This window comes from Phenylobacterium sp., assembly GCF_041913825.1.
Lineage (GTDB): Bacteria > Pseudomonadota > Alphaproteobacteria > Caulobacterales > Caulobacteraceae > Phenylobacterium.
In genome coordinates this window covers 48360-72801 of the sequence record NZ_JAYSEO010000005.1, presented here as the reverse complement: position 1 = coordinate 72801, position 24442 = coordinate 48360, and the positions used below count along the sequence as shown (strand labels likewise).

Genomic DNA, 24442 nt, shown 5'->3' with positions numbered 1-24442 from the left:
ACACCTAGGGTCCGTCGGGGGCGACGGCTCGACGGTTCGGAGAAGGGGATACTTCATGAACATCACTCAACGGCTCGCCTGTGGCGCGGCGGTGATTGCGCTCGCGTCGGCCGCCTCGAGCGCCGTGTACGCCCAGGCGACCACCGGCGCGATCCGCGGCCAGATCACCGACGAGAACAGCGTCGGCGTCGCCAACGCCACCGTCACCATCACCCACGTGCCGACCGGCTCGACCTCCACCTCGGTGACCGACGCGAGCGGCTTCTACTCCGTCCGCGGCCTGCGTCCGGGCGGCCCCTACCGGATCCAGGCGACCGCCGCGAACTTCGACGCCGGCACCGCCAACGTGGCCGCCATCGGCGTGGGCGAGCCGGCCAACGTCGACGTCCTGCTGTACGCCACTGGCGCCCAGGTCGCCGAGCTGGTCGTGACCGCCGCCGCCGCGGCCCCGAGCCAGGGCGGCCCCAGCTCGAACTTCACCTCGGGCGACATCGAGAACCTGCCCTCGATCAGCCGCGACCTGAAGGACGTGGCGCGGATCGACCCGTTCGCCTCCATCGACCCGACGAACCAGGACGCCCTGTCCTTCGCCGGCGCCAACACCCGCTTCAACCAGCTCACCGTCGACGGCGTCCGCCAGAACGACGACTTCGGGCTGAACAACAACGGCTACCCGACCCAGCGCTCGCCGATCTCGCTGGACGCGATCGCGGCGGTGAACGTCTCGGTGGCGCCCTACAGCGTCATCAACAACGGCTTCACCGGCGGCCAGATCAACGCGGTCACCAAGTCGGGCGGCAACACCTTCTCCGGCACGGCCTTCTACGAGTACACCGACCAGGACCTGCGCGGTGACTCCATCGAGGGCGTCCGCGCTGGCGCGGCCTTCGAGGAGAAGGTCTACGGCGCCACCCTCGGCGGCCCGATCATCAAGGACCGCCTGTTCTTCTTCGGCTCCTACGAGAAGTTCGAAGGCGTGCTAGGCTTCGACGAAGGCCCGATCGACAGCGACGCCTCGGTCCGCATCCCGCGGATCACCTCGGCCGCCGTCGAGCAGTTCCGCGCCGACACCCAGCGCATCTACGGCTACGATCCGGGCGGCGTCGTGACCGGCCCGTTCCCGGTCGAGGACGAGAAGTGGCTCGGCAAGATCGACTGGAACATCACCGACAACCACCGCGCCTCGTTCACCTACCAGAACACCAAGGGCAACTCGTTCAACGGCTCGGTGTCCGACACCTTCGCCCAGGGCAACAGCACGACCCAGCCGGCCATCGGCCTGGAGTCGCGCCAGTACGTGAAGAACGAGGAACTGACCGCCTACACCGTGCAGGTGAACTCGGACTGGACCGACGACTTCTCCACCGAGCTGCGCTGGTCGTCCAAGGAGACCGACACCACCCAGATCCCGCTGGGCGGCCTGACGGTCGGTGAGACCACGGTCCGGATCACCCCGACCGACACCCTCGCCGGCATCCAGCCGGGCGCCGGCACGCCGGAAATCCGCTTCGGCGCGGACATCAACCGTCACGACAACTACCTGAACGTGAAGGTCGACACCCTCGAGGCCATCGCCCGCTACCGCCTCGGCGCGCACGACTTCCTGTTCGGCGCCCGCACCGAGAAGAACGACCTCTACAACGTGTTCGTGGCCCGCTCGCTGGGCGCCTACACCTTCAACAGCTATGCGGACTACCTGGCCCGCCGGGCCTCGGCCTTCTCGCTGACCGGCGGCATCGATCCGTCCTCCGGCACGGTCCCGGCGACGCTCGGCACCGCTCGCACCGGCGCCGCCGACTTCGGTTTCCGCCTGTCGAGCCTCTACGCCGAAGACCGCCTGCAGATCCTGGACAACCTGGACATCACGGCCGGCGTCCGCTTCGACTGGTACTCGACCAACGACGAGCCGATCCTCAACACGGCCTTCGTGTCCCGCCAGGGCTTCGCCAACACCAAGAGCCTGGACGGCGAGTCGGTGCTCCTGCCGCGCGTCTCGTTCAACTACGAGCCGATCGAGCGCCTGAACATCAACGGCGGGTTCGGGCGGTTCTCGGCCACCGGCCTGAACGTGTGGATCTCGAACTCCTTCTCGAACACCGGCGTCAGCCAGACGAACGCGGTCTGCCCGGCCGGTCCGTACACGAACGTGAACCTGTCCGGCGTGCCGGCGGGCTGCACCTTCACCCCGCGCGGCGGTGACGTGAACGCGCTCGCGCCGTCGTTCCAGATCCCGACCACCTGGAAGGCCAACCTGTCGGTGGGCTACGAGTTCGACTTCGGCCGCTTCGGCCTGGGCGACGGCTGGCTCCTGCAGGTCGACTACCTGAAGGCCATCAACGAGAATGCGCTCTACTGGTACGACGCCCGCGCCACCCAGATCGGGACGGCGCCGGACGGCCGTCCGGTGTACGGCCGCTCCACCACGGGCGACCTGACCGGAAACTCGGGCGACTTCATCCTGCGCAACATCGACAAGGGTGGGTCGGACGCGATCGCGTTCACCGCGGCCAAGGACTGGCGTGAGGGCATCCTGGACGGCTTCGGCTTCCGCTACAGCTACACCTACACCGACGCGGAAGACGCCAACCCGATGACCAGCTCGATCGCTTCGTCGAGCTTCACCCGGTTCGGCAGCGCCGACCCGCAGCGCCCGCCGGCGGCGACCTCGGACTACGAGGTCCGTCACCGTCACGCGCTGAACCTGGCCTACGCGAAGAAGTTCTTCGGCGACAACGAGACGTCCTTCACCGTCTTCGCCCAGCACCGCTCGGGCCTGCCGTTCAGCTACACCTTCGCCAACAGCCGGACCGGCAACTTCGACAACGACTTCGGCTACTACACCTCCAGCTACTCGGGCCGCCAGGCGACCTCGAACGCGCTGCTCTACGTCCCGACCGCCAACGACCCGCGGGTCGTCTACGCGCCGGGCTTCGACGTGGCGCGCTTCCAGACCTTCCTGGAGAACTCGGGCCTGGCGAAGCACGCCGGCAAGATCGCCCCGCGGAACGGCTTCCGTCAGCCGGACGTGACGACGATCGACCTGCGGATCAGCCAGGAGCTGCCGGCCTTCTTCCCGAACGGCGCGAAGCTCGAGGTCTTCATGGACGTGGAGAACCTGGGCAATCTGCTGAACGACAAGTGGGGCGTGCTCGAGCAGTACGATTTCTCGCGCATGGTGCCGGTGATCGACGTGAGCTGCGTCAATGCGGGCGGCGCGGCCGTCGGCTGCGGCGTGGCCGGCGCCCGGTACCTGTACCGCGGCACGGGCGCCAACGGCGCCTTCCAGGAGCCGGTGAAGCCCTTCCGTCGCGACCAGTCCCTGTGGCAGGTCAAGTTCGGCGCGAAGTACAAGTTCTAAGCCTTACGGCCTGAACGGAAACGGGGGCGGCCGCAGCGATGCGGCCGCCCTTCTTCTTTGCGCGCTATGTCGCGGATGCTTGACGCGGGGGGCCCCCGGGGCCATCTGCGCGCGGCTTTGATCGAGAGGGGGCCGATGCGCTTCACCGTACCTGCCGAATGGGCGCCCCACCGGGCCATGTGGCTGGGCTTCCCGAGCCACGCCGACCTGTGGGAGACCGATCTCGAGGCGGCCCAGGAAGAGGTCGCCGCCCTGGCCCGCGCGCTCGCCGGCCCAGGCGGCGAGACCGTGCGCCTGATGACCGGCCACCCGGACGGCGAGGCCGCCGCGCGCCGGATGCTGGGCGACGTGCCGAACGTCGAGATCGTGCCCGGCAGGTTCGGCGACATCTGGCTGCGCGACACCGGCCCGATCTTCGGGCTCGGCGAGCAGGGGGTGGAGGCTCGTGGCTTCCGGTTCAACGGCTGGGGCGGCAAGTACGACCTCGAGCACGACGACACGGTGGCTGAGCAGATCGCCACCGCATCCGGCGCCCCGCTGCGCGCCTTCCCCTTCATCCTCGAGGGCGGCGCCGTCGACCACGACGGCGAAGGCACGGTGCTGACCACCGGCCAGTGCGTGCTGAACCCCAACCGCAACGCCGGCTGGACCGAAGCCGAGGCCGAAGCCGCCTTCGCCGAGGCGCTGGGCGCGAACACGGTGATCTGGCTGGGCGAGGGTCTGCAGAACGACCACACCGACGGGCACGTGGATAACCTGGCGCGCTTCGTGGCGCCGGGCGTGGTGGCCGTGCCGGTGGCCTGGGGCCGCGGTGATCCGAACGCTGACGCCTACGACGACGCGGCGCGCCGGCTGGCCTCCGCCACCGATGCGGCCGGCCGCAAGATCCAGGTCGTGCGCATCCCTTCGCCCGGCTGGGTGGAGGGCGACGACGGCCGCGCGATTCCCGCCAGCCACATGAATTTCCTCATCGCCAACAAGGCGGTGGTCGTGCCGGTCTACGAAGAGCGGCCGGGCCAGCTCGCCGTCCAGGCGCTGGAGACGCTGTTCCCCGACCGGCAGGTGATCGGCCTGCCCTCCGTCGCCATCCTGACCGGCGGCGGATCCTTCCACTGCATCACCCAGCAGGAGCCTGCCCGATGACGCGCACCATGACCGTGGCCGCCATCCAGACGTCCTACGGCGACGATCTGCAGGCCAACATCCGGAAGACCGCCGACTTCATCCGCGAGGCCGCCGACAAGGGCGCCCAGGTGATCCTGCCGTCCGAGCTGTTCCAGGGGCCGTACTTCTGCGTCGCCCAGGAGGAGCGCTGGTTCGCCACCGCCAAGCCCTGGCGCGAGCACCCGTGCGTCACCGAGCTCGCGCCGCTGGCCAAGGAGCTGGGCGTCGTCCTGCCGATCTCGATCTACGAGCGCGAGGGCCCGCACTACTTCAACAGCCTGGTGATGGTGGACGCCGACGGCTCGCTCATGGGCGTCTACCGCAAGAGCCACATCCCCGATGGGCCCGGCTACATGGAGAAGTACTACTTCCGGCCCGGCGACACCGGCTTCAAGGTCTGGGACACGCGCTTCGGCAAGGTCGGCGTCGGCATCTGCTGGGACCAGTGGTACCCCGAGACGGCCCGCGCCATGGCGCTGATGGGCGCCGAGGTGCTGCTCTATCCCACCGCCATCGGCTCGGAGCCGCACGACGCGACACTGGACACCGCCGCGCCTTGGCGCCGCGCCATGCAGGGGCACGCGGTCTCGAACGTCATCCCCGTCGTGGGCGCCAACCGCACCGGGTTCGAGCCCTGGGAGAACTATCCGAACGGCGGCCAGCTCTTCTACGGATCGAGCTTCATCGCCGATCACCGGGGCGACCTGGTGGCCGCCTTCGGGCGCGAGGACGAGGGGGCCCTCGTGCACACCTTCGACCTCGACTTCCTGCAGACCCACCGCGCCGCCTGGGGCTTCTTCCGCGACCGCCGGACGGACCTCTACGCGGCGCTGGCCAACGCACGGCCGGCGTGATCGAGACCGACCGGCTGATCCTACGGCCGTGGCGGGACGGGGATCGGGCGCCTTTCGCCGCGATCAACGCCGACCTGCGGGTGGCGCAGTGGCTGGGCGGCCCGCTCGACGCCGCCCAGACCGACGCCATGATCGACAGGATCAACGGCCATATCGCGCGTCACGGCTTCGGCTTCTTCGCCGCCGAGCGGAAGGCCGACGGCCGGCTGGTCGGCATGATCGGTCCGCAGGTCATGGCGGACGACCTGCCCGAGCCGGGCGAGATCGAGCTCGGCTGGCGGCTCGCCCACGAGGTTCATGGGCAGGGGCTGGCCACCGAGGGCGCTGCGGCCGTGCGCGACTGGATCTTCGCCAACACCGACGCGGGCCAGGTGCTGGCGATCACCGCCGAGAGCAACCTGCCCTCGCAGGCGGTCATGCGGAAGATCGGCCTCGCCCGCGATCCGGCGGCCGACTTCGACCACCCGCGTCTGGCGGCGGACCATCCGCTCCGCCGCCACGTGCTCTATCGCCTGCGCCGCTAGGCGGCGGGGCAGCTCGCCGCCGGCGCGGCGGCGAGCTCGCCGCGCGCCTTGGCCATGTCCGCCACGAACTGCGGCTCGGCATGCAGGCGCGCGACCATGCCCGAGGCCAGGGTGCGGCCCGCCTCGATGTCGCTCATGAAGTGCACGCCGCAGATCGCCCGACTCTCGCCCATCTCGCGTCCGGCGATCAGCAGGGCGTCGGCGCGGGCGGGCGCTAGCTCGGTGAGCAGCAGGGCCCAGGTCCAGCCGACCATGGCGTGCCCCGATGGATAGGACGCGTTGGTGCGCATCCAATCGGCGCGGGCGATGCAGATCGGCTTCTCGTTGCCGACCGCCGGACGCTGGCGGGCGTAGTGGTCCTTCGGCGGCGTGCCCACGGTGCGCACGTCCAGCTCGATCCGGTGCAGGATCCGCCAGGCTGTGGGCGTCCGGGCTTCGCTGAGCTCCTTGCCGAGCGCGCAGGAGAAGCGCTTCAGCGCGCCGCCCTGCCAGATCTCGTTGTCCTCGATCGCCTGCTTCCAGCGGGGCGAACCCTCGAGCGCCCGGCTTTCGTCGTAGAAGGCCCGCTCCGCGCGGCCCTGGGCCGAGTCCGGAGCGGCCGGCGGCGGCAGGATCGCCTTGCCGTCGAGCGCGCCGGCCGACAGGTAGCCCGTGAGCTTGGTGGGCACGGGCGCCGCGCGCGCGGCGTCCACGGCGGCCTTCGACGCCGGAGCGTCGGTGGCGCAGGCGGAAAGGGCCGCGAGCGAGGCGGCGAGCAGGAGTTTGCGGATCAACGGAGCCCCCAGGTCTTACGCGCGCAGGACCGTCTTGCCATTCTTGATCACGGTCGCGCCGCGCTCCTTAACCCGCGCTTCGAAGGAAATCACCGGCCCGTCGCGCCACAGATCGACGGTGATCGTGTCCCCCGGGAAGACCGGGGCGGAGAAGCGCGCCTGGTGGCTGAGAATCCGGTTCGGGTCGTAATCGGCGATGGCCTGCAGCACGGCGCGACAGGTGATCCCGTAGGTGCACAGGCCGTGCAGGATCGGGCGCGGGAAGCCCGCCCGCCGGGCCACGTCGGGATCGGAGTGCAGCGGGTTGCGGTCGCCGTTCAGCCGGTAGAGCAGGGCCTGGTCCGGCCGGGTCTCGAAGTCGACTGACAGGTCCGGCGCGCGCTCCGGGATAGGGTGCGGCTCGGGCGCCCCGTCGCTCGGCCCGCCGAAGCCGCCGTCGCCCCGGGCGAAGGTGGAGCCGGTGAGCGTGGCCACCTTCTCGCCGGCCTCGTCGCGCCAGACCGTCTCGTTGACGATCACCGCGCCCTTGTCCTTGCCCTTGTCGTAGGCGCCGATGGTCCGGCTCTCGGCGGTGAAGGTCCCGGAGACCGGGAGCGGCTGGTGCAGCTCCACCTTCTGCTCGCCGTGCACCACCATCAGGAAGTTGATCTCGCTCAGCCGTTTGCCGTCGGGCACCTGCGGCGGGGTGCGGCCCTGGCGGCCGCCCGCGGCGGCCAGCACGGTGGCGGCGGTCGGGACCACCTTCAGGTTCTTCTCGTAGGTGAAGTCGAGCTCGCGGGCGTCCATGGGGTCGCGGCCCATCCCGATGCCCAGCGCGTAGAGCATCACGTCCTTGTCGCCGTAGGAGAAGGTGCGCGGCGCGGTCGTCTGCTCGAGAATGTCGGGGTAATAGATCGGCATCTGAAATCCTCCCAATTTTTATGGCTCGGATTGAAGCCGTCCGCGGCCCCCGGAGCAAGCGGGCGCCATTTGCGGGTGTAGCGGCGATACGCTAGAAGCGGCGACCTCGCGCGCGCGGGCCCGCGGCGCCCCAGACTTCTCGAAGGCTTCCATGACCACGACGACCCAGCCCGGCCTCGGCCAGATCACCGGCAACGTGCTCTTCTATTCCCAGCCCGAGCCGCTCACGCCCGAGCTGCACGGCAAGCTGGGCGTCAAGCGCATGGACGGCCCCTTCCGCTTCGCCAAGGCCGGCCACGCCATTCCGCTGACCGTGGGCGAGTTCCCGCTGGCCGCCGTCACCGGCCCGATCATCTTCGTCGGCGAGGAGAAGCTGCCGATCGCCGTGATGGGCCTGAACGCCGGCGAGAACATGTTCGTCCGCGACAACGGCAACTTCGAGCCCGGCGTCTATATCCCGGCCTATGTCCGCCGCTATCCGTTCGTCTTCGCCAACGACCAGTCGAACAGCCAGATGGTCCTCTGCGTCGACCGCGCCGCGGAATTCATCGTGGAAGGCGGCGACCTGGCGTTCTTCGAGAACGGCCAGCCGAGCGAATACACCAAGAACTGCATCGAGTTCTGCAACAACTTCGAGATCGAGCGGCAGCGGACGATGTCCTTCGTCCAGCTCCTCAAAGATCTCGACCTGTTCGAGCAGAAGACCGCCAATTTCACGCCGAACAACCCGGACGGCTCCGCCGGCGAGCCCCAGAAGATCGCCGACTACTTCGGCGTCTCCGAGGACAAGCTCAGCAAGCTGCCATCCGACAAGCTGACCGAACTGCGCGACAACGGCGCGCTCGGCCAGATCTACGCCCATCTGCTGTCGCTGGTCGGTTGGGACCGCCTGATCGCTCTGGCCCTGGCGCGCGGCGCCCAGGAGCCGGTCGCGGCGAACAGCTAAGCCCGAGGGCCCGCCTTCTCCTCCCGGGGAGGCGGCCTGCGGAACGGCTTGCAGGAGGGGCCCCGGCGTCGCCGGCGGCCCCTTTCTCATGTCCGGCCCGTGAAGCGGGCGTCCTCAGCGCGCGAAGACGCTGCGGGTCAGGCAGGAGAAGACCAGGCGACCGGCCTCGTCGAGCAGGTCGTGCTGGCAGATGACGATGCCCTTGCCGTCGCCCACCGGGTCCTTGGCCATGACCGTCATCCGTCCGCGGAGCAATTCGCCCGGCGGCGGGTTGCGCACCCAGCGCAGCGCGTCGACGCCCAGCCGCTTGGTCTGCGGCCAGTCGGTGTGGGCGACCGCGTCCAGCCTCGCCCAGATGGCGTAGAGCATGGCGTCGGGGCAGCCCCGGTCGACGGTCCAGCCGGGCGTGAAGGCGTCGCAGAAGGCCTCCAGCGCCTGGGGGTCGACGGCGGCCGCGCCGAGCGGGACCACCTGGCCGATCTGGATCTCGTCGAAGGATGCGGGCACGGACGGCTCCGGAATGAGGAACAGGGTCTTCCTTTGGATGTGCCGTTCCCGGAGCCGGGAGTCGAGCGCGCTTTGCGTCCCGGCCGCCGCCGCGCCATATAGCTGCCAGGTTGCGCGGGGCGGATAGGCGGATGATGCGGTTCCTGGCGGGGCTCCTGATGGCGCTGGCGACGGCCGGCGCTGCGTTCGCTGAGCCGGTGAACACCGGCCACCTGGAAACCGAGCTGGTGGCCGAGTCCCGCGGCATCGCGCCCGGCCAGACGATCCGCGCGGCCCTGCGCCAGGACATCCAGGAGCACTGGCACACCTACTGGCGAAATCCCGGCAGCTCCGGCGAGGCCAGCAAGATCGAGTGGGACCCGCTGCCGTCCGGCTGGGCCACGGGCGGCTTCGAATGGCCGACGCCCAAGCGCCTGCCGGTCGGGCCGCTGGTCAACTACGGCTACGAGGGCGAGGTCCTGCTGCCCTTCACCGTGACGGCGCCGGCGGACGCCCGGGTAGGCGAGACGGTGACCCTCTCGGGCACCGCCTACTTCCTCGTCTGCGAGGAGATCTGCATCCCCGAGAAGGGCGAGGTGCGGCTGGCGTTGCCAATCACCGCGGGCCCGGCGGCCGAGGACGGCAAGTGGGGCCCCGCCATCCGCAAGGCGCTGGCGGCGACGCCGAAGCCGGCGCCGCTGAACGCCGCCTTCGAACGCCGCGGCGACCGCCTCGCGCTGGCGGTCGCCGGCGCGCCCCTCAAGGGGGCGGACTTCGCCGACGCCTACTTCTTCCCGTTCGCCCCGGGCGTGGTGGATCACGCCGCCCCGCAGGCGATCGAGCGCGGGCCGGAGGGCCTAACGCTGACCCTCGCGCCCGGCGACGACTTCCAGGTGGCGCCCGGACCCAAGGCGCTAGCCGGCGTGCTGGCCCTCGCCAACGGCGCCGCGTTCGAGGTCTCCGCGCCCGCAGGCCCGCTGCCAGCCGGCGCCGCCGGGCTCGGCCCGCCGCCGGCCCGCGCGCCCGCCTCGCCGGGCGTCGGGCTCGGCCTGCCCATGGCGGCGCTGTTCGCCCTGCTGGGCGGGCTGATCCTCAACCTGATGCCCTGCGTCTTCCCGATCCTGGCCATGAAGGCGGCTTCGCTGGCCGGCCACGCCCACGAGGCCAGCGGCGCGCGGCGCCAGGGCCTGGCGTTCGGCGCGGGCGTGCTGGCGAGCTTCGTGGCCCTGGCCGCGGTGCTGATCGCCCTGCAGGCGGCCGGCGCCGCCGTGGGCTGGGGCTTCCAGCTCCAGTCGCCGCCCGTCGTGGCAGGCCTGGCCCTGCTGATGCTGGCCGTGGCGCTCAACCTCTCCGGCGTCTTCGAGGTCGGCCTGTCGCTGCAGGGCGCGGGCTCCGGCCTGGCGAGCCGTGGCGGGGTGACCGGCGCCTTCCTCACCGGCGTGCTGGCCGTCGTGGTCGCCGCGCCGTGCACGGCCCCGTTCATGGCGCCGGCGCTCGGCTGGGCGCTCACCCAGACGCCGGCGGCCGCGCTGGCGGTCTTCGTCGCGCTGGGGATCGGCTTCGCACTGCCCTTCGTGGCCGTGGCCTTCGCCCCGGGCCTGCTGGCCCGTCTGCCGCGGCCCGGCCCGTGGATGGACGTGTTCAAGAAGGCGCTGGCCTTCCCGATGTACGGGGCCGCCGCCTGGCTCGTCTGGGTGCTGACCCAGCAGGCGGGGGCCGACGGACTCGCGCGGGTGCTCGCCGCGGCCGTGGTCCTGGCCGCCGCCCTTTGGCTGGCGGGCGCGGCGCAGCGCCGGCGGCTCGCGGGCGGGCGGTCCCTGCCGATCGCCGCGGGCGCCGGAGCGCTCGGCCTCGCCGCGGCGGCCGGCGCGGTCTGGCCCAGCTATACGCTCGCGCCCGCACCCGGCGCCGCCGAGACGATGGGCGCGATGGCCGCCGCGCCCTACGAGCCCTACAGCCCCGAGCGGCTCGCCGAGCTGCAGGCGGAGGGCCGGCCGGTGTTCGTGAACTTCACCGCCGCCTGGTGCGTGAGCTGCCAGGTGAACGAGCGCGTCGCCATCGCCCGCCAGGGGGTCGCCGACGCCATGACGGCCAACAACGTCGCCTACCTGAAGGCCGACTGGACCCGGAAGGACGAGGCCATCGCCACCGAGCTCGCCCGCCACGGCCGGGCCGGCGTGCCGCTTTACCTCGTGTATGGCGCCAAGGGCGGAGAGCCCCGTATCCTGCCCAACATCCTCACGGAGGGCACGGTGGTGAAGGCGCTGGAAGCCGCCGCCCGCAGCTAGGGAGACTTCGGCATGATCCGCCGCCGCGCCGTCCTCACGCTCGCGCTGCTTGGCCTCGCCGCCGGGCCCGCGTTCGCCAAGCCGCAGATCGGCCAGCCCGCCCCCGCCTTCCAGGCGCAGGACGCCGACGGCCGCACCCGCAACCTGGCCGAGTTCCGGGGCCGGACCGTGGTCCTGGAGTGGACCAACAACGGCTGTCCGTACGTCGGTAAGCACTACGCGTCGGGAAACATGCAGCGCCTGCAGCGCCAGGCGGCCAAGGACGGCGTGGTCTGGCTGACGGTGGTGTCGTCCGCGCCGGAGATGCAGGGCCACCTGACCGCGCCGCAGGCGAGGGCGTGGAAGGTGAAGGCCAAGGCGGCCTCGACGGCCGTCCTGCTCGATCCGGCCGGCACGCTTGGGCGCGCCTACGACGCGCGGGTGACGCCGCACATGTTCATCGTCGATGGGGCGGGCCGGCTCGTCTACATGGGCGGCATCGACGACCGGCCGTCCTCCGAGCCGGAGAGCCTGAAGGGCGCCACCAACTACGTCGCCGCGGCGCTGGCCGACGTGAAGGCCGGGCGCCCGGTGGCGCAGCCCGTGACCCGTCCGTACGGCTGCGGCGTTAAGTACGGGTCGGCCGGGTGACGGCCGGGGGAAACCACCGACAAGGGGTCTGAAGAGCTTGTCCGAAGTCGACGCCGCCTGGGCGGCCCTGCACGCCGCCGCGGAGCGCGCCCGCACGCGCCGTATCGTCAGCCTGTTCGGCGAGGAGCCCGAGCGGCTGGAGCGCCTGACCGTCGCGGCCGCGGGCCTCACCCTGGACCTGTCGAAGCAGCCCTGGTCGCTTGCCGACGTGGCCGAGGCGCTCGACCTCGCCCGGGCGAGCGGCGTGGAAGCCGCCCGCGGGCGGCTGTTCGCCGGCGAGAGGGTGAACGCCTCGGAGGGCCGCGCGGCCCTGCACATGGCGCTGCGCGCCCCCCGCGGCGCCGGCTTCCAGGCGCAGGGCGAGGCCGTGTCCGCCGAGGTGGAGGGCGTCCGCGACCGCATGACCGCCTTCGCCCGCGCCGTGCGCTCCGGCGAGCGGAAGGGCGCCACCGGTCGGACGTTCCGCGCCATCCTGCACATCGGCATCGGCGGTTCGGACTTCGGCCCGCGGCTGGTCTGGGAGGCCCTGCGGCCCCTCGACCCTCCGATCGAACTGCGGTTCGCGGCCAACGTCGACCCCGCCGAGATCCAGCAGGCCCTGGTCGGCCTCGACCCCGCCGAGACCCTGGTCGTGGTGGTCTCAAAGACCTTCACCACCCAGGAAACCATGACCAACGCCGAGACCGCGCGCGCCTGGCTGCGCGACGCGCTCGGAGCGGGGGCGGACAGCCACCTCGTCGCCGTCTCCACGGCGCTCGACAAGACCCGCGCCTTCGGCGTGGCGGACGAGCAGGTGTTCGGCTTCTGGGACTGGGTCGGCGGACGTTACTCGGTTTGGTCGGCGGTCGGGCTCTCGTGCCTGATCGCGCTTGGCCCCGAGGTGTTCGACCGGCTGCTGGCCGGCGGCGCGGCGCTGGACGACCACTTCCGCGAAGCCCCGCTGGCGGCCAACGCGCCGGTGCTGCTGGCGCTCGCCCACGTGTTCAACCGCAACGGCCTCGGCCGGCCGACCCGCTCGGTGGTCCCCTACGCCCAGCGCCTGCGCCTGCTGCCCAACTTCCTCCAGCAGCTCGAGATGGAGTCCAACGGCAAGCGGGTGACGGCCGACGGCCGCCCGGTCCAGCACGCCACCGCCGCGGCGGTGTTCGGCGACGCCGGGTCCAATGTGCAGCACGCCTTCTTCCAGATGCTCCACCAGGGGACGGACGTGATCCCGCTGGACATCGTCGCGGTCGCCGAAGGCTCGGAAGGCGACCCGGCTGCCCAGACCAAGCTCCTCGCCAACGCCGTCGCCCAGGCCGAGGCCCTGCTGGTCGGCCGCAGCGAGGCCGACGTGCGGGCGGAGCTACAGGCCAGGGGCCTTCCCGAAGCGGAGATCGCCACGCTCGCGCCGCAGCGCACCTTCCCGGGCGACCGGCCGTCGAGCTTCATCCTCATGGACCGGCTGACCCCCGACACGCTGGGCGCGCTGATCGCGCTCTACGAGCACAAGACCTTCGTGGAAGGCGTGCTGTGGGGCATCAACAGCTTCGACCAGTGGGGCGTCGAGCTCGGCAAGACCCTGGCTACCCGCGTGCTGGGCGAGCTGGAGGGCGGCGCGGCGGGCGAACACGACCCCTCCACCGCCGCCCTGATCGCCCGGCTGAGGGGTTAGCGCTCCGGGGTGAACTCCACCGGCATGGAGCGGATGGCGTAGACGAAGTTGTTCGGCGCCACGTCCTTGGGGCCGGCCTGGCGGATGTCGGGGAAGCGGGCGAGCATCTGGCGGTAAACGGCCTCGAGCTGCAGCTTCGCCACCTGCTTGCCGATGCAGGTGTGCGGGCCGTAGCCGAAGGCGATGTGCTTGTCGGCGTTCGCCCGTTCGATGTCGAACCGGTCGGGGTCCGGGAACACCGCCTCGTCCCGGTTGGCCGCGCAGTAGTACATGATCACCTTCTCGCCCTCGGCGATCTGCTGGCCGGCGACCTCCACGTCGCGGGTGGCGGTGCGGCGCATGTAGAGCACGGGGCTCACCATCCGGATCACCTCGTTGACCGCACCGGGCATCAGCTCGGGCCGGGCCAACAGCTTGGCCTTCTGGTCGGGGAAGCGGGACAGCAGCTCCATGGCCCCGGAGATGGTGTTCCGGGTGGTGTCGTTGCCGGCGAAGACGATCAGCAGCCAGGAGCCGTCCAGGTACTCGTCGGCCAGGAACTCGCCGTCCACCTGGGCGCGGGCGATGGCGCTCATCAGGTCGGGCTTGGGGTCTGCGCGGCGCTTGTGCAGCATGTCGCGGCCGTACTCGAACATCTCCTGCACGGCGGCCGTGAAGGCGTCGAGGAACATCTTCATCTGCGGCGGCAGCTCGGCGGCGATCGCCTCGACGTCGCCTCCCGCCTGGGCCGCCCGCTCGGCGGCGAAGGAGTTGGCCATCTCCAGGAAGTGCATCCAGTGCAGGAACTTCGGCCGGTCCTCCTGCGGGACGCCCAGGATCTCGCAGAGCGTGAACAGCGGGAGCTGGGCCGAGAGCGTCGGCACCAGGTCGCACTTTCCGAGCGGCGCCATAGCGTCGAGCAGCCGGGTGACCTCGCCCTCCACCTTCGACTGCAGCCCGCGCAGGTAGGCCGGCGTGAAGTAGGGCATGTGCTCGCGGCGGAGCTGCATGTGCAGCGGCGCGTCCAGCGTGATCATGGCGTCCAGCGAGGCGCGCGCGAGCTGCATCTCCGACTTCTGGTGATGCATCAGGATGCCGCCCTTCTGCGACGAGAAGGTCTCGTAGTCGCTGTTCACCCGCATGACGTCCTCGTAGCGGGTGACCGACCAGAAGCCGGGCCGATCGTTCGGCTCCTCGTTCCAGGCCACCGGCGCCTCGCGGCGCAGCCGCGCGAGGTCGTCCAGCGGCGGCCCGTCCGTGAACCGCTCCGGGTTCCACAGCTCCGCCGCGCTCGGCGGATAGGCGGCCGGATACTTGTGGCCTCTCCGATAGGTCGTCTCGATGGTGTCGCTGACGAGCTGCATGCCTTCCTCCCGTTGACGCGAACGTAAGCGGGCTTCCGTTGCGCCATCCAAGCGGGATGACAGCGGTCGGCGGCTCGGCTATAGACCCGCCCCGATGACCCGCGTCGCGCACCATCACGGCCACCACCACCATCCGACCCGCGAGGGCTCGGTTCGGGATCGTCTGGCCTGACGCGACCGCACCCGAAGCCCCGCCGCACCGGACGGGGCTGACGCCATCTCAGCTCCGTCCTCCGAGAGAGATCCCGAGGACCGAGCATGAGCCTTCCTTCCTTGAGCCCGCAGCCTGCGCAGGCTAAGCGCGCGCCATGAGCGAACCTGTCCGCCCCGAGGCGCGCGCCCCGCGCGGCTTCGTCGACCGCCGCGCCCGCGACCTGGCCGCCGAGCGCGCCATCCTGGAGGCCGTGTCCGCCATCTACGAGCGCTACGGCTTCGAGCGGCTGGACACCGGCGCGTTCGAATATGCCGACGCGCTCGGCAAGTTCCTGCCGGACGCGGACCGCCCGAACGAGGGGGTCTTCGCCCTGCAGGACGACGACGAGCAGTGGATGGCGCTGCGCTACGACCTGACCGCGCCGCTCGCCCGCTTCGCCGCCCAGAACTGGGAGACCCTGCCCAAGCCCTTCCGCCGCTACGCCTTCGGGCCGGTGTGGCGCAACGAGAAGCCGGGGCCGGGGCGCTTCCGCGAGTTCACCCAGTGCGACGCCGACACCGTTGGTTCGGCGCGCCCCGAGGCCGACGCCGAGATCATCGGGATGGCGGTGGAAGGGCTCGAAGCGGCGGGGCTGCCGGCCGGCTCGGCGGTGCTGAAGATCAACAACCGCAAGCTCCTGAACGGCCTGATGACCGCCGCGGGCGTCGCCGACGACAACCAGAAGCTCGCCGTGCTGCGCGCGGTGGACAAGCTCGACCGCCTGGGGCCGGACGGGGTGCGCCTGCTGCTGGGCGAGGGACGGCTGGACGAGTCCGGCGCCTTCACCAAGGGCGCGGGCCTGAACGCCGCCGCCGCCGAGCGGGTGCTGGCCTTCACGGCCGCGGGCGTCGGCGGGCGCCGCGAGACGCTGGACGCGCTGGCCAACGTCGTCGGCGGCTCGGACGAGGGCGACGCCGGCCTGGCGGAGCTCGCCGCCATCGACGCGGCGCTCTCCGGGCTGGGCGTCGGGACCGACCGGGCGGTGATCGATCCTTCGGTCGTGCGGGGGCTCGAGTACTACACGGGCCCGGTGTTCGAGGCCGAGCTGCTGCTCTCGACCACCGACGAGAAGGGCCAGCCGATGCGGTTCGGCTCCGTCGGCGGCGGCGGGCGCTACGACGACCTCGTGGCCCGGTTCACGGGCGAGCGGACGCCGGCCACCGGATTCTCCTTCGGCGTGTCGCGCCTGGCCGCGGCGCTCCGCGCCGCCGGCCGCGACCTCGCCGCCCAGGTGCGCGGGCCGGTGGTGGTCATCGCCTTCGACCAGAGCCGGATGGCCGACTACTTCGCCGTCGCCGGCGAGCTGCGGAGCGCGGGCGTCCCGGCCGAGGTCTACCTCGGCCAGTCGGGTATGAAGGCGCAGATGAAGTACGCCGACCGGCGCCTGTCGCCGGCGGCGGTCATCGTCGGCGAGGACGAGCTGGCGGCCGGCACGGTGACGGTCAAGGACCTAGACCTCGGTCGGGCGCTGTCGGCCAAGGTCACCGACAACGCCGAATGGCGCGAGCAGCGGCCCGGGCAGCAGACCGTGCCGCGGGGCGAGCTGGTGGCGACGATCCGTAAGATCCTGGATCAGGCCTCATGAGGACCGAGCCGCCCGTCCCGGCCGACGCGCTCGCCGCGATCCGCGCGCCCCTGGCGGCCGCCGGCGCCGAGCGGGTGGACGCGCCGCTGCTGCAGCCGCTCGGGCTGCTGCTCGACCTCGCCGGGGAGGCCATGCGCGCCCGCCTGTTCGTGGTGCAGTCGGAAGGCGGCGGCGAGCAGTGCCTGCGCCCCGACTTCACCGTCGCCATCGCGCGCCGCCACCTGGAGAGCGCCGCGGCCGAGGGGCGCTACTACTACGAGGGCCCCGCCTTCCGCGCCTCGCCCGAGGCCGACCGGCCGGAGGAGTTCGTGCAGGTGGGCCTGGAGCTGTTCGCCCCGGCCGGCGCGGCGACCCTGGACGCCGACGTGGAGGCGGCGAGCCTCGCCTGGCGCGCGTCGGAGGCCGGCGGCCGGTCCGACTTGACGCTCTGGCTGGGCGACGTGGGCCTGTTCGCGCCCTTCATCGAATCCCTGTCCCTGCCGGCCGGCGTCGCCGCGCGCCTGAAGCGCGTCGCCGGACGCCCCCGGCTGCTGCAGGCCGAGCTCGCCCGCACCGGCGCGCCGGCGGCCGAGACCGAAGGCTCGCAGCTCGCCGGGATGCTGGCCGGCCTCACCGAAGCCCAGGCCGCGACCCTGCTGCAGGAGGTCTGGGCGCTGGCCGGCGTGGAGCCGGTGGGCGGCCGCGGCCCTGCCGAGATCGCCGCCCGCCTGGTGCGCAAGGCGGAGGCCGCCGCCGCCCCCGCGCTCACCGAGGCGCAGGCCGCCGCGATCCGCGAGTTCATGGCCATCTCCGACGCGCCCGCCGCCGGCCTCGCACGGGTCCGTGCGCTGGCCGGACGGAAGGGCCCCGCGCTGGACGACGCCATGGCCGCCTGGGGCGAGCGGCTGGCCCGGCTGGAAGCCGCCGCGCCGGCCGGCCGGATGCGCTTCTCGCCCGCCCTCGGCCACGCGTTCGAGTACTACGACGGCCTCACCTTCGAGGTGCGCAGCGACGCGCTCGGCGCCGACCGGCCGGTGGCCGTGGGCGGCCGCTACGACTCCCTGCTCGCCCGCCTGGGCGGGGCGGCGGAGGCCCGCGCCGTCGGCTGCATGGTCCGGCCCTGGCGGGCCTATGCGGGAGGCGAGGCATGATCCGCCTTCGCCAAGGCTTCGGAGGATCCGTCCGATCCTGCGAAGCGCCTCCGAGGAGCGCAGCACGATGACCGGCCCCCTGATCGTCGCAGTCCCCTCCAAGGGCCGGCTGAAGGAGCAGGTGGAGGCCTGGCTCGCCGACAGCGGCGTTCCGCTGCAGGCGGTGGGCGGCGCCCGCGGTTATCTGGGCGAGCTGAAGGGCTTGCCGGGCGCGCAGGTCCGGCTGCTGTCGGCCGGCGACATCGCCGACGCGCTGGACGCCGGCGAGATCCATCTCGGCGTGACCGGCGAGGACCTGCTGCGCGAGAAGGGCGAGCTGGACGGCCGCGTGCTGCTGCTCCGCGCCCTGGGCTTCGGCCGCGCCGACCTGGTCGTCGCCGCGCCCAAGAGTTGGCTCGACGTGGAGACCATGGCCGACCTCGAGGAGGTGGCGCACGACTACCTGGCCCGGACCGGCCGGCGAATGCGCGTGGCCACCAAGTACCTCGCCCAGACCCGCGCCTTCTTCGCCCGGCATGGCGTCGCCGACTACCGCATCGTCGAATCGGGCGGCGCCACCGAAGGCGCGCCCGCCTCCGGCGCTGCCGAGCTGGTGGTGGACATAACCACCACAGGCGCGACCCTGGCCGCCAACGGGCTGAAGACGCTCGCCGACGGGATCATCCTGAAGAGCCAGGCCCAGCTCGCGGCCAGCCTGCGCGCCGCCTGGAGCCGCGAGCAACTTGCCGTCGCCGAGCGTCTGCTCCGGGTCTTGGAGGCCAGGGCCAGCGCCCTGCGCAGCGCGACCCTGATCTGGCCGGCCGGGGCCAGCCTGGCCGAGGCGGCGGTGGTCGACCGCCTGGTGGCGGCCGGTGCGTCGCGGCGGCCCAACGGCCTGCTGGTGGAAGCCTCGGCCATCTCCGATGCGGCCACCGCGCTCACGGAAGCGGGGCTCGGCCCCGTCACCGCGGCGCGGCCTGACTTCGTGTTCGAAGTCGAATGCCCGGCGTACCAGGCCTTGGAAAAGCTCGCTCTTTGACAAGACTGTCAAAAAACGGCGTAAATTTTGGATGGATCGCGAAATTCTGATCCGGCTTTGCCGGGAACCGGCGCAGGACCCGTTGACTCAGGCAGGAAATTGCCGTTCTGTCATGTGGCGAGAGACATGAAGGCGCTCAGTCCTGAGGTCTCCGGCGTTTCGGGGAGGAAACGCCCGCTCATTCGAGCGACTGCTCAAAGATGGCCCGCCAGGATTATCCCCCCTGGCGGGCCAAACTTTTTTGGGTGCGCGCTCTGTTTTGACGCTGGCGCCAAAATTGGCGGGGCGACGTCTCCGCCGCCCCGCTTGGCCTCACCAGATCCTGACCCGCATCTCCGGCGCGACATACATCGGGTCGCCCGGCTTCACGCCGAAGGCCTCGTAGAAGGCGTCGATGTTGCGCATCGGCAGGTCCACGCGGCTCTGTGGCGGGGCGTGCGGGTCTGAGACCAGGAGCTGGCGCATGCGGTCGTCCCGGTACTTGGCCCGCCAGACCTGGGCCCATCCGAGGAAGACCCGCTGGTCGCCGGTCACTCCGTCGATCACCGGCGCCGGCCGGCCCTTCAGGGACAGGTGGTAGGCGTCGAGCGCCAGCAGCAGCCCGCCCAGGTCGGCGATGTTTTCGCCCATGGTCAGATCGCCGTTGATGAAGGCGCCGGGCAGGATCTCGACCGCGGCGTACTGCTTGCCGAGCTTCGTGGCCTCCACCTGGAACTTGGCGGCGTCGGCCTCGGTCCACCAGTCGGTCAGCCGTCCGTCGCCGTCTGACTTGCGGCCCTGGTCATCGAACCCGTGAGTGATCTCGTGGCCGATGACGCCGCCGATGCCGCCGTAGTTGATCGCCGGGTCGCCTTCGGGATCGAAGAACGGCGGCTGCAGGATCGCGGCCGGGAAGACGATCTCGTTCTTGGTGGAGGAGTAGTAGGCGTTGATCGTCGGCGGGGTCATGCCCCACTCCGCCCGGTCCACCGGCTTGTCGATCCGCGCGGCGCGGTAGTCCCAGTCGAAGGCGACGGCCCGCTTCACGTTGCCGTAGAGGTCGTCGTCGCGGAGCTGCAGGGCGGCGTAGTCGCGCCACTGGTCCGGATAGCCGATCTTCACGGTGAACTTGGAGAGCTTCTCGAGCGCCTTGGCCTTGGTCTCGGGGCCCATCCAGGCGAGCTTCTCGATCCGCCCGCGCATGGCGGTTTTGATGTCGCCCACCAGGGCGTCCATCTTCGCCTTGCTCTCCGGCGGGAAGTAGGCGTCCACGTAGAGCTTGCCCAGCGCCTCGCCCACCTGGGTGTCCACCAGATTCACGCCGCGCTTCCAGCGGGGCTGCTGCTGGGGCTGCCCGGACAGAGTCTTCGAGCGGAAGTCGAAATTGGCCTCGTCGAACGCCTTGGACAGGTAGGGCGCGGCGTTGTCGGCCAGGTGGAAGGCCATCCACGCCTTCAGGGTGTCCATCGGCGCGCCGGCGTAGATCGCTGCGATCTTCGGGAAGGCGGTGTTCTCGGCGACGACCACCTTCTGCCGGCCCGGCAGGTCCATGCCGGCCATGAACGCCGGCCAGTCGAAGCCCGGCGCGTCGGCGCCGAGCTTGGCGATCTCGTAGGCGTTGTAGGTCTTGTCGTCGTCCCGGCGCTCGGCGCGGGTCCACGACACCTTGGCGATCTCGGTCTCTAGCGCGACGACGGCCTTGGCGTTGGCCGCCGCGTCCGGCCAGCCGGCGAGCGTCAGCATCTTCGCCACGTAGGCCTCGTAGGCCTGCTTCTGCGGCGCGAACCGGTCCACCAGGTAGTAGTCGCGGTCCGGCAGGCCGAGGCCGGCCTGGCCAAGGTAGACCGTGTACTTCATCGGGTCCTTGGCGTCGTCGTAGATCGCCGCCGAGAAGAACGAGCCGCCGAAGTCCTTCATGGACTCGCCCATCAGGCGGGCGAGGTCGGACCGCGACCTGGCCTGGCGGATCTCGGCGAGGTCGCCGGCCAGGGGCTTGGCGCCCAGGGCGTCCACCCGCGCCTCGTCCATGAAGCTGCGGTAGAGGGCGCCCACCTTGGCCGAGGGACCGGCCGCGGCGCGGTCGGCCGCGGCGGTCTCGGTCACGGCGCGCATGCGGTCGCGGGAGAGTTCGTCCAGCGCGTTGAAGGCGCCGTAGGTCGAGCGGTCGGCGGGGATCTCCAGCCGATCGAGGTAGGTTCCGTTCGCCCAGCGGAAGAAGCTGTGGCCGGGTGTCGTGGCCAGGTCACGGCCGGCGAGATCGAAGCCCCAGGTCCCCATCCGCGGCGCCTTGGAAAGGTCGCGGGCGGCGGCGTTGGCCTGGGCGGTCTGGGTGGGAGCCTGGGCCAGGACGGGGCCGGCTGCGAGCAGGGCGGTGGCCGCGGTGGCGGCCAGCCAGAAGGTCTTCATCGTGGGCGAGCTCTTCGGAAGCTGAACGTGGGCGGACCATGACTCCGTCACGGGCCGCCGCACCCGTTACATTTTGGACAGGAAGGGGCGTCAGTGGTGGCTGTGGTCCATGGCCGCGGCCGGGGCCGTCGTGGCGACCGTCATGTCCACCTTCACCCGCGCGCCGCTGGCGAAGACGAGGGTCGCCGGGATGCGGTCGCCTGGGTTCAGTGGGCGGGAAAGGCCGATCAGCATCAGGTGGTAGCCGCCCGGGGCGAAGATCACGCGGCCGCCGGCGGCGACCGGCACGCGGTCCTGCCGGCTCATCCGCATCACCCCGCCGGTCATGCTGGAGCGATGGACCTCGACCTTGCGGGCGACGGGGCTCTCCGCGCCCACCAGGGCGTCGGCAGCCTTGGCGCTGTTGGCGAGGGTGAAGAAGCCGGCGCCCGTGGTCCCGGCCGCGGCGGGGCGGCTCCAGGCCTGGGTGACGGTGAGCCCCGCGCCCTGGGCGAGGGCAGGGGCGGAAAAGGCGGCGGCGGCCGCGAGGCCGAGCAGGGCGGATCGCATGGCGGTATCCTATGGAGATCGGTGGCCCGCCTAGGGCGGGAGAATGGCGGAACGGCAGCGCAGCCGCCCCGATGTTCGCAGGCGGGCGCTCCGCAAGGAGGGTTTCAGCCGAGCGGCGCTGGCGGCGCCCGCGAAGGCGGGCGCGGCGGGGGCCGGGCCCAGCGCAGACCGTTTTCGTCGGCAGCGGGCCGATGCTCCACCCGCCCGGACGCATAGGCGACCGGCGCGACGGCCAGGTCCGGCGGCGGCAGGGCGGCGGTCGAGCCCGCCAGGCAGTCGGGGCAGGGCAGGCCGGCGAAGCCGGGCCGCCGCCCGTCGTCCGTGTCGTCCGCGGCGACCGTCTGCGGACCCCCGGCGGTGCAGATGACGAGCGTCTCGCGGGCGGCGGGCGGCTGGCCCGCCAGGGCGGCGGCGGGCAGAAGGGCCTGGATCAGCAGGGCGAACAGACCGATGACCGCGGGCGTGACGCGGCCCGCGGCGGACCTGTGCGATGTCCGGGCCGTCGCCATCGCCCGACCTCTTAGGCCGCCGGGCGGATTTCTCAAGCCTGCGGCGTACGCCATAGTCGCCGGCGCACAAGGGAGAGGGAATGGAGAGCCACGTCGAGCCCGCCGCCTACAAGGACGTCGTCCTGTTCCTGGCGACCGCGGGCATCGTGGTGCCGCTGTTCCGCCGCTGGCGCATCAGCCCGATCCTCGGCTTCCTGGGCGCGGGCGTGCTGCTCGGGCCGTACGGCCTTGGCCGCCTCTCGGACGAGGTCGCCTGGCTCTCGAATCTGACCATCGACAACCCCGACGAGGTGGCCCAGCTCGCCGAGTTCGGGGTCGTCTTCCTGCTGTTCATGATCGGCCTCGAGCTGTCGTGGGAGCGCCTGCGGCTGATGCGCCGCTACGTCTTCGGCCTGGGCGCCCTGCAGGTGGCCCTCTGCATGTCGGCGATCGCCGGCGTGACCGTGCTGACCGGCGCCACACCCGACGCGGCCCTGGCCGTCGGCGCGGCCCTGGCGCTCTCCTCCACCGCCATCGTCATGCCGATCCTCACCGAGCAGAAGCGGCAGCATGCGCTGGCCGGCCGGACCACCTTCTCGGTCCTGCTGTTCCAGGACTTGGCCGTGGCCCCGATCCTGGTCACGCTCGCCCTGTTCAGCCGCCGACCGGAGGCGGCCGGGGCCGGGGGGCTGCTGCTGTCGTTCGCCACCGCGGCCCTCGGCATCCTGATCCTGCTGGTGGTCGGGCGGCTGCTCCTGCGGCCCATGCTGCGCTCGGTCGCCAAGGCCAAGAGCGAGGAGCTGTTCGTCGCCGCCTGCCTGCTGGTGGTGATCGGCGCGGGGCTGGTGAGCGCGGTGACCGGCCTCTCCATGGCGCTCGGCGCGTTCATCGCCGGCCTGCTGCTCGCCGAGACCGAGTACCGCCACGAGGTCGAGGTGGTGATCGAGCCCTTCAAGGGCCTGCTCCTTGGGCTGTTCTTCCTGTCGGTGGGGATCGGGCTGAACCTACCGCTGCTCGCCGCCCGCCCGCTTCCGATCCTGGGCGCCGCCGTCGGCCTGATCCTGATCAACGGCCTCGTGGTGTTCGGTCTTGCCCGCCTGTTCGGCCTCGGGACCCGGCGGGCGGCCGAGACGGCCCTGCTGCTGGCGGCCGGCGGCGAGTTCGCCTTCGTCATCCTGGGTCAGGCGATGGGCCAGGGCATCGTCCCGCGCACCCTGGGCGAGAGCGTGCTGGTGGCGGTCACGCTGTCGATGTTCGCCGTGCCGCTGCTGGCCGGCCTCGGACTGCGGGTTGGCGGGCGGCAGATCGCACCCTCCGAGTCGCCCGCCGAGGCCGAGGGCGAACGCAGCGCCGAGCCGCGGGTGCTGATCGCCGGCTACGGCCGGGTCGGCCGGCTGGTGGGCGAGATGCTGCGCAGCCACGGCATTCCCTGGGTCGCGGCCGAGGCCGACGCCCGCATCGTCGAGCAGGCGCGCCGGGCGGGAGAGACCATCTTCTTCGGCGACGCCGCGCGCCCCGAGTTTCTCCAGCGCTGCGGCCTGGGCGAGGCGCCCGCCCTGGTCGTCACCATGGATAATCCGGAAGGCGCCGAGGCCATCGTCGCCACCGCGCGCGCCCTGCGCCCTGACCTGACGATCGTCGCCCGCGCCCGCGACGCCCGTCACGCCAAGCGGCTCTACGAGCTGGGCGCCACCGACGCCGTGCCGGAGACGGTGGAGGCCAGCCTGCAGCTCTCCGAAGCCCTGCTGGTGGAGATCGGCGTGCCGATGGGCCTCGTCATCGCCTCGATTCATGAGCGGCGCGATGCGTTCCGGGCCGAGCTGAACCGCCCCGACGCGCTCGGCGGACGCACCCGCGCGAGGCGAAAGGCCGACACCGCCTGATCGGCGCCGGAAAAACGGCGGAAAGGAATCGAAGCTCCGCTGTGCCGGCTGGGGAACCAAGCACGACAGTGGGCGTTGAGGGGTCGGCGCCGCAGGGGTGCGCGCCGCCGAAGTGGGTCGGGGATGTCGACGAACTGTTCCGTGAGCCGAGGATGCGCCGAGCGCGCCGCCGCTCGCGTGCGCGGTGGGTCGGCCTGCGACGTTTCGGAATATTTACAAGACTTTGTCAGGACTTCGCGCCGTCTTGATGCAGCGCAAGGCGACGTCCGCCAAGCAGGTGTGAGGTCCAGA

General features: G+C 71.7%; 19 protein-coding genes. 12 read left to right on the top strand and 7 right to left on the bottom strand.

From position 1 onward, the window contains the following. The first annotated feature begins 55 nt into the window (after positions 1–55). The 4 genes from ACE3Q8_RS05135 (at position 56) to ACE3Q8_RS05120 (ending at position 5900) form a co-directional block, all read left to right on the top strand. The gene (locus tag ACE3Q8_RS05135; RefSeq protein WP_374469172.1) at positions 56–3358 is read left to right on the top strand and encodes a carboxypeptidase regulatory-like domain-containing protein; all 3303 of its coding nucleotides are present in this window, start codon (positions 56–58) and stop codon (positions 3356–3358) included. Positions 3359–3493: 135 nt separating this feature from the next. Further along, positions 3494–4501, top strand: a complete 1008-nt coding sequence (locus tag ACE3Q8_RS05130; RefSeq protein ID WP_374469171.1) for an agmatine deiminase family protein — start codon at positions 3494–3496, stop codon at positions 4499–4501. After that, positions 4498–5376, top strand: a complete 879-nt coding sequence (gene aguB, locus ACE3Q8_RS05125; protein WP_374469170.1) for an N-carbamoylputrescine amidase — start codon at positions 4498–4500, stop codon at positions 5374–5376. The genes ACE3Q8_RS05130 and aguB overlap by 4 nt, the downstream gene beginning before the upstream one ends. Further along, positions 5373–5900, top strand: coding sequence for a GNAT family N-acetyltransferase (locus ACE3Q8_RS05120; RefSeq protein ID WP_374469169.1), 528 nt, complete (start codon positions 5373–5375; stop codon positions 5898–5900). Before aguB ends, ACE3Q8_RS05120 begins: the two co-directional genes overlap by 4 nt. On the opposite strand, the gene ACE3Q8_RS05115 is transcribed toward ACE3Q8_RS05120, so the two are convergent. Continuing rightward, positions 5897–6673 (bottom strand): phosphatase PAP2 family protein, encoded by a 777-nt coding sequence (locus tag ACE3Q8_RS05115; RefSeq protein ID WP_374469168.1) that lies wholly within the window; start codon positions 6671–6673, stop codon positions 5897–5899. The genes ACE3Q8_RS05120 and ACE3Q8_RS05115 overlap by 4 nt on opposite strands. A 15-nt stretch (positions 6674–6688) precedes the next feature. Beyond that, a complete protein-coding gene (locus ACE3Q8_RS05110) occupies positions 6689–7573 on the bottom strand; it encodes a MaoC/PaaZ C-terminal domain-containing protein (protein WP_374469167.1) in 885 nt (294 codons plus the stop codon). Between the two features lie 151 nt (positions 7574–7724). Here ACE3Q8_RS05110 and ACE3Q8_RS05105 point away from each other — a divergent pair, with 151 nt between their 5' ends. Next, positions 7725–8519: a SapC family protein gene (locus ACE3Q8_RS05105; protein WP_374469166.1), complete on the top strand. Its 795-nt coding sequence runs from the start codon at positions 7725–7727 to the stop codon at positions 8517–8519. A gap of 114 nt (positions 8520–8633) precedes the next feature. Here ACE3Q8_RS05105 and ACE3Q8_RS05100 read toward each other — a convergent pair whose 3' ends face one another. Then, on the bottom strand, positions 8634–9026 hold the full coding sequence (locus ACE3Q8_RS05100; protein WP_374469165.1) for an acyl dehydratase: 393 nt from the start codon (positions 9024–9026) through the stop codon (positions 8634–8636). Positions 9027–9157: 131 nt separating this feature from the next. On the opposite strand from ACE3Q8_RS05100, the gene ACE3Q8_RS05095 reads away from it, so the two are divergent. Genes ACE3Q8_RS05095 through pgi form a run of 3 tightly spaced genes read left to right on the top strand, consistent with a single transcriptional unit; the run spans position 9158 to position 13577 of the window. After that, positions 9158–11293, top strand: a complete 2136-nt coding sequence (locus ACE3Q8_RS05095) for a protein-disulfide reductase DsbD family protein (RefSeq protein ID WP_374469164.1) — start codon at positions 9158–9160, stop codon at positions 11291–11293. Positions 11294–11305: 12 nt separating this feature from the next. Continuing rightward, on the top strand, positions 11306–11923 hold the full coding sequence (locus tag ACE3Q8_RS05090) for a thioredoxin family protein (protein ID WP_374469163.1): 618 nt from the start codon (positions 11306–11308) through the stop codon (positions 11921–11923). Positions 11924–11960: 37 nt separating this feature from the next. Then, entirely contained in the window at positions 11961–13577 is a 1617-nt protein-coding gene (gene pgi, locus ACE3Q8_RS05085) for a glucose-6-phosphate isomerase (RefSeq protein WP_374469162.1), read from the top strand. Here the strand turns inward: pgi and ACE3Q8_RS05080 are convergent. After that, the gene (locus tag ACE3Q8_RS05080; protein WP_374469161.1) at positions 13574–14920 is read right to left on the bottom strand and encodes a cytochrome P450; all 1347 of its coding nucleotides are present in this window, start codon (positions 14918–14920) and stop codon (positions 13574–13576) included. The genes pgi and ACE3Q8_RS05080 overlap by 4 nt on opposite strands. Before the next feature lie 308 nt (positions 14921–15228). Between ACE3Q8_RS05080 and hisS the strand changes: the two genes are divergently transcribed. From hisS to hisG, 3 genes are all read left to right on the top strand, one after another. Next, entirely contained in the window at positions 15229–16698 is a 1470-nt protein-coding gene (gene hisS / locus ACE3Q8_RS05075) for a histidine--tRNA ligase (RefSeq protein WP_374469160.1), read from the top strand. After that, the gene (locus ACE3Q8_RS05070; RefSeq protein ID WP_374469159.1) at positions 16695–17828 is read left to right on the top strand and encodes an ATP phosphoribosyltransferase regulatory subunit; all 1134 of its coding nucleotides are present in this window, start codon (positions 16695–16697) and stop codon (positions 17826–17828) included. Before hisS ends, ACE3Q8_RS05070 begins: the two co-directional genes overlap by 4 nt. A 67-nt stretch (positions 17829–17895) precedes the next feature. Further along, positions 17896–18846, top strand: a complete 951-nt coding sequence (hisG, locus tag ACE3Q8_RS05065) for an ATP phosphoribosyltransferase (protein WP_374469158.1) — start codon at positions 17896–17898, stop codon at positions 18844–18846. 312 nt (positions 18847–19158) lie between these two features. On the opposite strand, the gene ACE3Q8_RS05060 is transcribed toward hisG, so the two are convergent. From ACE3Q8_RS05060 to ACE3Q8_RS05050, 3 genes are all read right to left on the bottom strand, one after another. Continuing rightward, positions 19159–21231, bottom strand: coding sequence for a M13 family metallopeptidase (locus tag ACE3Q8_RS05060; RefSeq protein WP_374469157.1), 2073 nt, complete (start codon positions 21229–21231; stop codon positions 19159–19161). 90 nt (positions 21232–21321) lie between these two features. Then, positions 21322–21780, bottom strand: a complete 459-nt coding sequence (locus ACE3Q8_RS05055) for a copper chaperone PCu(A)C (protein ID WP_374469156.1) — start codon at positions 21778–21780, stop codon at positions 21322–21324. 104 nt (positions 21781–21884) lie between these two features. Continuing rightward, positions 21885–22289, bottom strand: a complete 405-nt coding sequence (locus ACE3Q8_RS05050) for a DUF2946 family protein (RefSeq protein ID WP_374469155.1) — start codon at positions 22287–22289, stop codon at positions 21885–21887. An 80-nt stretch (positions 22290–22369) separates the two neighbouring features. On the opposite strand from ACE3Q8_RS05050, the gene ACE3Q8_RS05045 reads away from it, so the two are divergent. Beyond that, positions 22370–24151, top strand: coding sequence for a cation:proton antiporter (locus ACE3Q8_RS05045; RefSeq protein ID WP_374469154.1), 1782 nt, complete (start codon positions 22370–22372; stop codon positions 24149–24151). Positions 24152–24442 lie beyond the last annotated feature (291 nt).